At 61.6% G+C, this 9,496-nt stretch carries 3 protein-coding genes; all 3 read right to left on the minus strand.

All coding sequences use genetic code 11. The annotated features are described in order from the left end of the window. Nucleotides 1-116: 116 nt before the first annotated feature. Genes recD through recC form a run of 3 tightly spaced genes read right to left on the minus strand, consistent with a single transcriptional unit; the run spans nt 117 to nt 9,294 of the window. Nucleotides 117-2,171: an exodeoxyribonuclease V subunit alpha gene (gene recD, locus AC6CIA_RS21010; RefSeq protein WP_498314782.1), complete on the minus strand. Its 2,055-nt coding sequence runs from the start codon at nt 2,169-2,171 to the stop codon at nt 117-119. After that, the gene (gene recB / locus AC6CIA_RS21015; RefSeq protein ID WP_498314784.1) at nt 2,168-5,848 is read right to left on the minus strand and encodes an exodeoxyribonuclease V subunit beta; all 3,681 of its coding nucleotides are present in this window, start codon (nt 5,846-5,848) and stop codon (nt 2,168-2,170) included. The genes recD and recB overlap by 4 nt, the downstream gene beginning before the upstream one ends. After that, on the minus strand, nt 5,845-9,294 hold the full coding sequence (recC, locus tag AC6CIA_RS21020) for an exodeoxyribonuclease V subunit gamma (protein ID WP_498314786.1): 3,450 nt from the start codon (nt 9,292-9,294) through the stop codon (nt 5,845-5,847). Before recC ends, recB begins: the two co-directional genes overlap by 4 nt. Between the last annotated feature and the right edge of the window lie 202 nt (nt 9,295-9,496).

A 9,496-nucleotide genomic window follows, 5' to 3' on the forward strand; every position in this document is an offset into this window, starting at 1 on the left:
TGATGCCGCAACGATAGCATATCGGCAGAAACACCCGTGAGGCACCACCTGTTCAATTCCTACCAGTTTCACTGAAAATTCAGACGCATAGATCGGAATCAGACGACGACCTTTCATCAGGTATCGAATTCTTGAGCGCCCAATTCCAGCATCAATCCGCTCAAGCGCTTCACTTTGCGTCGCACGGCCTCCTCGAACACCCCGCTACGCGGTTCGATCAGGCTGAACCGCTCCCGGGCGCGCGTGATGCCGGTGTAGATCAGCTCCTTGGTCAGCACCGGGTTCAAGGCGTCCGGCAGGATCAGCGCGGTGTGGGTGAATTCAGAACCCTGGGATTTATGCACGGTCATGGCGTAGACCGTTTCCACATCATTGAGCCGGCTGGGCAGGACAAACCGTACGCCGCCCTGGCCATCATTGCGCGGGAAAGCCACGCGCAATACCTGCGGCCCGCCATCGCTTTCCGGGAGTTTCAAGGCGATGCCGATATCACCATTCATCAGACCCAGACCGTAGTCATTGCGGGTCATTAACACCGGCCGCCCCTCGTACCATTGCTGATCGCTGTCAATCAGCCGGGCCTTCAGCAGCGCGGCGGTGATCCGCTGATTCAGGCCTTCGACACCCCAAGGCCCCTTGCGCACAGCGCACAGCAACTGAAAGGCATCGAACGCTTGCAAGAGTTGACGGGCCCAGTCGGTCCAACGCGGATCATCTCGTGGCGTATCGACAGGTGGACGCGAAGTGCGCAGCAGAGTCAGGTAGTAACGATAGCCATGGGCCCCCTCGCCCTGTCCTTCCAGCACCAGACGCTCCAGCGCCCGGTCGTGCTCGCCCTTGAGGCTGAGGCAGAACAGGTCGCCATGTGTGCGAGCGGCCAGCAACTGCCGGGCGTGTTCAGAGTCCTGCTGGTTGACCCAGCGCGCCAGTTGGCCGATGCCACTGCCTTCGCCAAAACGTCGCGAATAACGCAGCATCACCACCTGCTGTGCCAGCGGGTGGCTGGCGTCGAGGTCTTCCTGCAAACCACTGGCGGCCAACGACTCACCGCTGACACTTTCCAGCCATTCACGGGTTTGCGGGCTGTACCAACCGGCCTCGGCATCGCGACACAGATCGCCGAGCACCGCACCGGCTTCCACGGAAGCCAATTGATCCTTGTCGCCCAGCAGGACCAAGCGCGCATGCGAGGGCAAGGCGTCCAACAGGTTGGCCATCATTTCCAGGTCGATCATCGACGCTTCGTCGACCACCAGCACATCCAACGGCAACAGGTTGCCAGCATGATGACGAAAATGCCGGGTGCCGGGGCGGCTGCCCAGCAGACGGTGGACGGTGGTGACTTCAGTGGGGATTTTTGCCCTCACCCCGTCAGACACTTTCAGCGATCGCACTTGCTGGCTGATGGATTCGGTCAAGCGCGCCGCGGCTTTGCCGGTGGGCGCTGCCAGCCGGATGCGCAAGGCCGTGCCCTTTTCCACGGCGGGCGCCTGCAACAATGCCAGCAGTCGCACCACGGTCGTGGTCTTGCCGGTGCCAGGACCGCCCGTGACGATGCTGAAGGCCCCGCGAGTCGCCAAGGCACACGCGAGTTTTTGCCAGTCGATCACACCCTCCGGCGGTGCCCGGTCGAACAGGCCGTTCAGGCGCTGGGGCAGATCCACCGCGACCGCTTCCTGGGTGGCAAGCCGCTGACGCAAGGCATTGTCGATCCGTCGCTCATACGTCCAGTAACGACGCAGATACAAGCGTTTGCCCGCCAAGACCAAGGGCCGACTTTGCGCCTGCGCACTGCCGTCGACAGCCAGCGCGACCAGAGGGCTGGCGGCCAGGGCGTGACACCAATGGGCGCCGTCCAGACCACTGAGCAATTGCGAGGGCAGCAACATAGCGGCGGTCTGCATATCCCCCTCGGGCGGCAAGGACAAGGCGAAATCCGGGGCCTTCAGGGTTTCGAACAGGTCGAGGCAAACATGACCGTGGCCCAACTGGTGACTGGTAAGGGCCGCCGCCAGCAACACCAAGGGGTCGGCCTGCGAGTCCAGCTCATGCAGAAACCCGACAAAGGCCTTGTCCAGCGCGCGCAGCCAGCCGCGGTCTACCCAGCGTTCCAGCAGCTCAAGCAGGTCAGCGGCATGGTCGAGGGGCGCCAACCGGGTCTCGAGGCTCATAGCAGAACTCCTTGTTCCCAGGCGGGCTCGACATTGGGCGGTTGCGGTTTGCCTTGAAAGAGTAAATCCAGGCGCTCGATCAGCGCCCGTGGCGGCCGGGTGAAATACGCTCCCCGACTCGCGGACCGAGTACCGCGCAGGAACACGTAAAGCGCCCCGCCGATATGGCGGTCGTAATCATAGTCGGGCAAGCGCGCCTTGAGTTGGCGATGCAGGGCCAGCAGGTATAGGACGTATTGCAGATCATACCGATGCTCGAGAATCGACAGTTCCATGGCCTGCCAGGTGTAGGCCTGATCGTCGACGCCCAGCCAGTTGGACTTATAGTCAGCCACGTAGTAGCGGCCCTCATGCTCAAACGTCAAGTCGATAAAACCCTTGAACATGCCGTTAAGCAGCACCGGTTCGGCGGCCACTCGGGAGCCCCCCTCGTGGGTGTATTGGCACACCAGTTGGTCGAGGCTGAGGACGTCGACCTTATGGCTGGCGAACCAGAACTCCATTTCAATCTGGTAGTGCTGCAGGCCGCTCAGGACGACCGGCGCTTGCGCATTGCCGAGACTCAACGGCACTTGCAACAGATGCTCCAGCCAGCCGCCCAGGGTACCGATCCAACCTTCCCAGCCGCGCCGATTACACCGCCGCGCCACAGCGTCCTCGATGGCGTCAGGCGTGACGTTGAAGCCTTCGTTGCCGGCCCATTCCAACAGGCCGTGAAGAAACGTCCCGGGGTTAGGGCCACGAGGGAACCGGTGTATGTCACCCCCGGCGGCGGGCACCTCCCGAGGCGCGTCCGGGTCCAGGCGTTCGTCGTCGAAGAGTTTCTGTGCTTGTGGGCTTTCCGGTGCCTCGAGGCTGGCGGCGCTCAGGCTTTCGCCGATCCGCAGCGCACTGTATGAAGCAATCCACCAGTTTTCCGCGGCTTTGCGCTTGGGCAACAACGGCGCCAATAGCGTGGCCTCGTTGCGTGGCGGCAGATATGTCATCGCATCGGCTTCGGGCATTTGCCGGTAGTGAATGGCCGGGCAACCGTCCGCCAGATCGAGCAGCCAGCGCGCCAGGCCGGCCGACTCAGCCAATGCAGCGCCGCCGCCGAGCAAATAACCGAGTGCCGACAGGTGCAGCACCGAACTGTTGTTATTGCCGCGCTTAAGATCTGCCACACCCAGCCAGCAGGCGTGCCTGGCACGCGTGAGCGCAACGTAGAGCAAGCGCAGATCTTCGGCCAGACGCTCGTCGTCGGCTCGGGCAATCAACTCGGCGGTCGGCCGGAGGCTCACGTGGGATTTACCGCTCTCATCGTGGTAGTGCAGCGGCAGACGACTGCCATCCACGGGCTTTGCCGAGCAGATGAACGGCAGGAATACCAGGTCGTACTCCAGTCCCTTGGACTTGTGAATGGTCACGACCTTGACCAGTTGCTCGTCACTTTCCAGGCGCAGAATCTGCTCTTCGCCCGCCTGGCCCGAAAGCGCCAGGTGTTCCGCCAGATGCCGGATCAGGGCTTGCTCGCCGTCCAGTTCAGCCGCCGCCTGTTGCAGCAATTCAGACAGGTGCAACAGGTTGGTCAGCACGCGCTCGCCATCACTGCGAGCGATCAGGGTTTGCGGCAACTTGAAATCGTGGAGCAGGCGCCGCAGCATCGGCAGCACACCTTGGCTCCGCCAGATTGCGCGGTAATCACGAAACTGCATGACGCGGCTTTCCCAGGCCAGCTCGTCCTGGTTCAGTTGTTCAAGTTCCAGCAACGACAGGTTGAGGGTGACGCAAGCCAATGCCGCGCGCAGAGGGCGCTCGACATCCGGTTCGGCACAGGCTTTGAGCCAGGCCAGCAGGTCATGAGCCTCCTGAGCGGCGAACACCGAATCCTTATCCGACAGGTATACGCTGCGCACGCCACGCGCGGCCAGTTCGGCGCGCACGGCCTGGGCCTCTTTGCCGTCACGCACGAGAATGGCGATGTCCGATGGCCGCACGGGTTTGAAAGTATCGCCCTTGATGAACCCCGCACGGCCCTGTTGCCCGCCATTGAGCAACGCAACGATCTGGCTGGCGCACGCAGCGGCCAATTGTTGGCGGTAGAGCCCATTGGAGATCGGCTGGTCGGTAGGCAAATGCCAGATATTCAGGGCCGGCAGTGTTTGCCCGTCGACCTGCAGCTGTTCTTTGCGGCCTTGGGATGACACCCGCTGAAAAGGTACCGGGTTTTCACCTTCGGCCTCGCGAAACAGAAACGCCCCCCGCCCTGTTTCCGCACGCTCGAACACATGGTTGACCGCCTCCACCATGGCATAGCTGGAGCGAAAGTTGGTGCCCAAGGTGTGCAAGCGTCCAGCGGTGGCCTGCCGTGCGCGCAGGTAGGTATAAATATCGGCACCGCGAAAGGCGTAGATCGCCTGCTTGGGATCGCCGATCAGGAACAGACCGCTTTCAGGGTGGTTTTCTTCGATGCGGTAGATACGTTCAAAGATGCGGTACTGAACCGGATCGGTGTCCTGGAACTCGTCAATCAGGGCCACCGGAAACTGTTCACGAATCACACAGGCCAGGCGCTCTCCGCCGTCTGCCTGCAAGGCTGCGTCGAGGCGGATCAGCATGTCGTCAAAGCCCATCTCGGCGCGCCGACGCTTTTCTTCTTCAAAGCGTTTGCCGACCCAGGTGGCCGCGTGTTGCAACACCGCGGCGTCTGGCGTAGGCAGCGCGTCGAGACTGGCTTTAAGACCTGCCATCGCCTCCAGGCCAGGGTGATGCGGCGGCTCGCCCTTCCAGGCTTCGGCCATTCCGTCAGGCGTCAGGCGCGCAAAGCCGGTCCCAATGTCCAGTTGCTCCAGCGTTTCATCAATGGCCCAGGCATTGAGTTTTTCAAACCAGGGCTCGAAGTACCGCGCCTGCATCTTACGACCGTCCACCACCTTGGCAGCAACGGCCTGCAAGCAGATGTCCCGCAACTCGGTCGCCCATTGCTGCCAAGGCGCCTTGAGGGCGACCAGCGCTTCGCGGCGCTCCTGCAAGCAGGCATTGATCAGTTCCGCCGGCTCGCGTTGTTCGTCGCCGGAGCGTTCGCTGCCGAACAAGGCGCGCACTTTGGGCAGCAGGGCGGCCGGACCTCCCCAATGGCCACGTACCCAGTTCAATGCATCGCCCTGCATCGGGTAGCAGAACAGCCGCCAGTAATCGCGCAGTACTTCACCCAACAAATCGCTGTGATCGGTTTCCAGGGTCTGGGTAAACAGGCTCCCGCTATCGAAGGCATGTTCGCGCAGCATGCGCTGACACCAACTGTGGATGGTCGACACGGCGGCCTCGTCCATCCATTGGGCAGCAATGTCGAGTCGATTGGCGCAAGCCGGCCATTGCGCGGGCTGGTACTGATCGCGCAGCTCGGCGATCAAGTCGTCTGGCTGATCGATCTCGTCACGAAAGAAGCGCGCCGCTTCCGCCAGGCGGGTGCGGATGCGCTCGCGCAGTTCTTTGGTCGCGGCGTCGGTAAAGGTCACGACCAGAATTTGCGGTGGCAACAGTTCACGCCCGAAACCCGCTTCGTCGCCGCCATGGCCCAGCACTAGACGCAGGTACAACGCAGAAATAGTGAAGGTCTTGCCGGTACCCGCGCTGGCTTCGATCAGTTGGCTGCCGCGCAGTGGAAAGGCCAGGGCCAAGGGTTGGGTGGCGCTCATGAGCGGACCTCCTCGCTGGCCAGAGATCGCCATGGGGCGCTTATCAGGGGACGATACAAGGTCTCGCACCAACCTTCGAAATCCTCACTGGCAACCAGCGCGGCGTAATCAGGAAATTGTCGAGTGAGCGCGGGGCTTTCCCGGCGCTCACCGTCGCTGGTCAAACCGTCGCCCTCATACGCTTTGCGGGCCGCGGCCCGGGCTTTTTCGGGGTCGGTTTGACCGAGCCAGGCGAACGCGGTCTTGACGGCCACTGGCAGCGGTTCGTTCATCCCGGCCTTCCAGGCCAGCAGCAGATGACCCAGCACGTCTTGGGCGATAGTTTGTTCCAACGGCGCCAGTAGCAGGGTGTCGTCGCTGGCCACCAGGCCGGTGCTCAACGGCAGACCGCAGGCACACGCCACCAGATGATTGACCCAAGGACGAATCAGGCGGTGCCATTTGCGGGTCTTGATCGAGCCGATGCTGTTGGGGATGGTGGTGACGCTGAGAAAACCGCCGTCACCGCGTCGATGCAAGCCGCTGATCCAACCGTCGAGTTGAATACCCTGATGTTCAAAGATGACCGGCTCGGCGCCATTGTGTGGGTTCGGCCAGAGCGCCAAGAGTTGCTGATAGCGTTGCAGCAAATCGGGCAATGGCTCGATCAATTCGTTGCGCAGGCACTCGCCGAAACCGACCATGGGCAGCAATCCGCTGCCCTGCAGGCGCAGCGCCTGAGCATTGAGGGCATGTTGCGGGTTATCGGGCTCGGTCAGCGCCGCGGCCAGCAGGCTGTCACTCAATGTGTAGCGCTGCAGCGCGTCGAGGACGAAGGGTTCTTCATCGGCCAAGGGCACTTCGGCGGCCTCGAAAAACACTTTGAGCCGCTGACTGAAAAAATGTCTGACGGGGTTGCGCAGGAAGTCTTGCAACTGACCAAGACTCAAGGGCTCTTCCTGGATATAGGGCTGCAGCGAGCTGACCTCGGGGCGCTGCGCTGGTGCTTCATGCAACAACTGCCATTCGCGGGCATAGCTGAACAGCGGGTCGCCTGCGTGAAAGTAGCGGGCGCTGAAGGGCTGCAGCGGATGTTCCTGGGTCATTGCCTCCAATAATGGCTGGTCTTTGGCATGCTGCCAGCCGCTGGCAAGATGATCGCGCAACTGGCCGATCAGCACCGAAGCTGGCCGGTCGCTGTTATCGCGGATGCTTCGACCGACCCAACTGACATACAGCTGGTCACGGGCCGAGAGCAGGGCTTCAAGCAGCAAGTAACGATCATCTTCACGGCGAGAGCGGTCGCCGGGACGGTAATCGCTGCCCATCAGGTCGAAATCCAGCGGCGGTTGGGCGCGGGGGTAATCACCATCGTTCATGCCCAGCAGACAGACCAGCTTGAAGGGAATGGCGCGCATCGGCATCAGGGTGCAGAAATTGACGGCTCCGGCGAGAAAGCGTTGGGACAGGCGCCCTTCATCCAGGCCCGCCAACCAGGCCTCACGGACGACCGTCAGCGGTAACTCGTCGTACAGACCAACGGAATCGCAGGTCTCCAGCCAGGTTTCTCTCAATTGCTCTAGCTGACCGAGCAGATAGTCGTCGTGCTCGTTGGCGGGAAGAAAAAACGTCTGCATCAGGCCTTGCAGCCGCCCGCCCCAGACCTGGGGCGTGGCAGGTTCCAAGAGTGTTTGGTGGGCGTCGTGCAGCGCATCAAGCAACGCAACCAGTGGGCCGATCAATGCCGCGTCGAGCCCGCCAATTTCGTCATATGGCTCAATGCCTGCGCAGGCAGGACCGCTGCCCACGGCGTAGCCCAGCAACATACGGCGCAGCCCGAATCGCCAACTGTTTTGCTCCAGCTCATTCGGTAACCCCAAGCCGGCCCGCTGTTCGGCGTTGAGTCCCCAGCGGATCCCCGCGCCCTCTATCCAGCGATGCAGGGTTGGCAGATCGCGCTCCTTGATGGCAAAACGTTCGCGCAGGGCGGGAACATCCAGCAGGTCGAGGACCTCGCTGACTGGAAAGCGGCTATCCGGAAGCTTCAATAAATGCTCTACCGCGATAAGCAGCGGATCACGGCCTCGTTGGCCTTGGTCTGTCAGAGTGAAGGGGATGAAGCGTGGGTCTTTTCTGTCCAATTGCCCGAACACCGCGCGGATATGGGGCGCATAACTGTCGACATCCGGGACCATCACAATGACATCCCGTGGTCGCAGCGCGGGGTTCTCGCTGAAGCGCTGGAGCAGTTGGTCATGCAGAATTTCTACCTCCCGCTGCGCGCTGTGGGCGATATGGAAACGGATCGAGGTGTCCTGCTCCAGGTCGACGGCCGGCCAGCGCTCACGTGTTTCATTGAGCGGGCGCAGTTCAAGGATATCGTCCTGCAGTTGGTTGAGTAGGGTGGTGGGCTCATTGTCGCTGAACAGGTCGATCCGACCGTCGCGGAAAGCTGCGCGGTAACTGTTCGGATCGTCGTAGCTGTCCAGCAAATTGATGTAGTCGCGGCCTTGCTTGCCCCATGCGGCGAGCAGCGGATGGGCATGTTGATGCAGGGTTTGCGGGTCGATGGCGACGGGCATTCCGGCCTTGCGGGCCTGGCGTTTGTATTCGTTTCTCAGCAAGTCTTTATCGGCCACGATGTCTGACCAATGGTGACGACAAGGGTTGTGTACGCACAGTAATACCTGGCTGAAACGGGCCAGGCCGGCCAATGCCTCAAGGGCTTGGGCAGGCAACGAGGAAATGCCAAAGACGATGACTCGGGAAGGCAGACCAGCAGGCACTGTATCCAGGCGGTTGATACGTTCGATAAAACGCTGGTGAACGCCGGCACGGCTTTGCGCCATCCCTTCTTCACCGACATCCAACAGCAGGGCTCGCCATAGCTCAGCTTGCCAGCAGTTGGCCGGGCTCAACGGCCGGGCGTCGCCTCGGACACTGCGCAGTTGGTGGCGCCCCGCGGCCCAATCTTCCAGCCAATCTGCGCGATAGACTTGATACTGGTCGAACAGGTCAGCCAGGCGCTCTGCCAGTTGGTAGCGCTTACGCATATCCGAATCGTGCGTAAGAAAGCGTTGCAGCGGCTCGAAGTGCGGCTGGTGTATAAGCTCAGGCAACAGGCGCATGAGACGCCAAGTCAGCGGGGCTTTATCCAGCAGAGATTTGAGCGGGATTTCATCCCGTCCCAAGACCATTCGATAGAGCTGCCACATGAAGCTGCCGGGGAGTTGGACATCGATAGCCGCGGCGATACCGCAGCCGCCCATGTCGTCATCTTCAGGGTCTTCAGCGAGGGCCAGCTTGAGCCATTGAGCGATGCCGTTGCTTTGTACCAGGGCAATTTCGTTTTCCAGAGGAGCCAGCGGATAACGGCGCATCCAACTGACGACCAAGCTGCGCAGCTCATCCAGGCGATTGCCGTGAACTACCATGAATCCAGCGCTGAGGGACGTCGCATCCGGCATAACGGCTTCCTTGGGAAAAGCAAAATCGAGGGATGGACTTTAGCATTGAAGGCTGGCGGCGGGGTGCGGCGCGCAGGGTTTGGAGCGGGGTGTGTCTGGTGGTAAGCGTATCGCTGAGATTTTTCGCGAGCAAGGGCTAGGCGCTCCGCTCGCCCTCGCCGTCACTTTCCGAACGCGCAAAAACAAAACCCCTGTCTGCGTA

It is taken from the genome of Pseudomonas sp. GQ91, assembly GCF_059758795.1.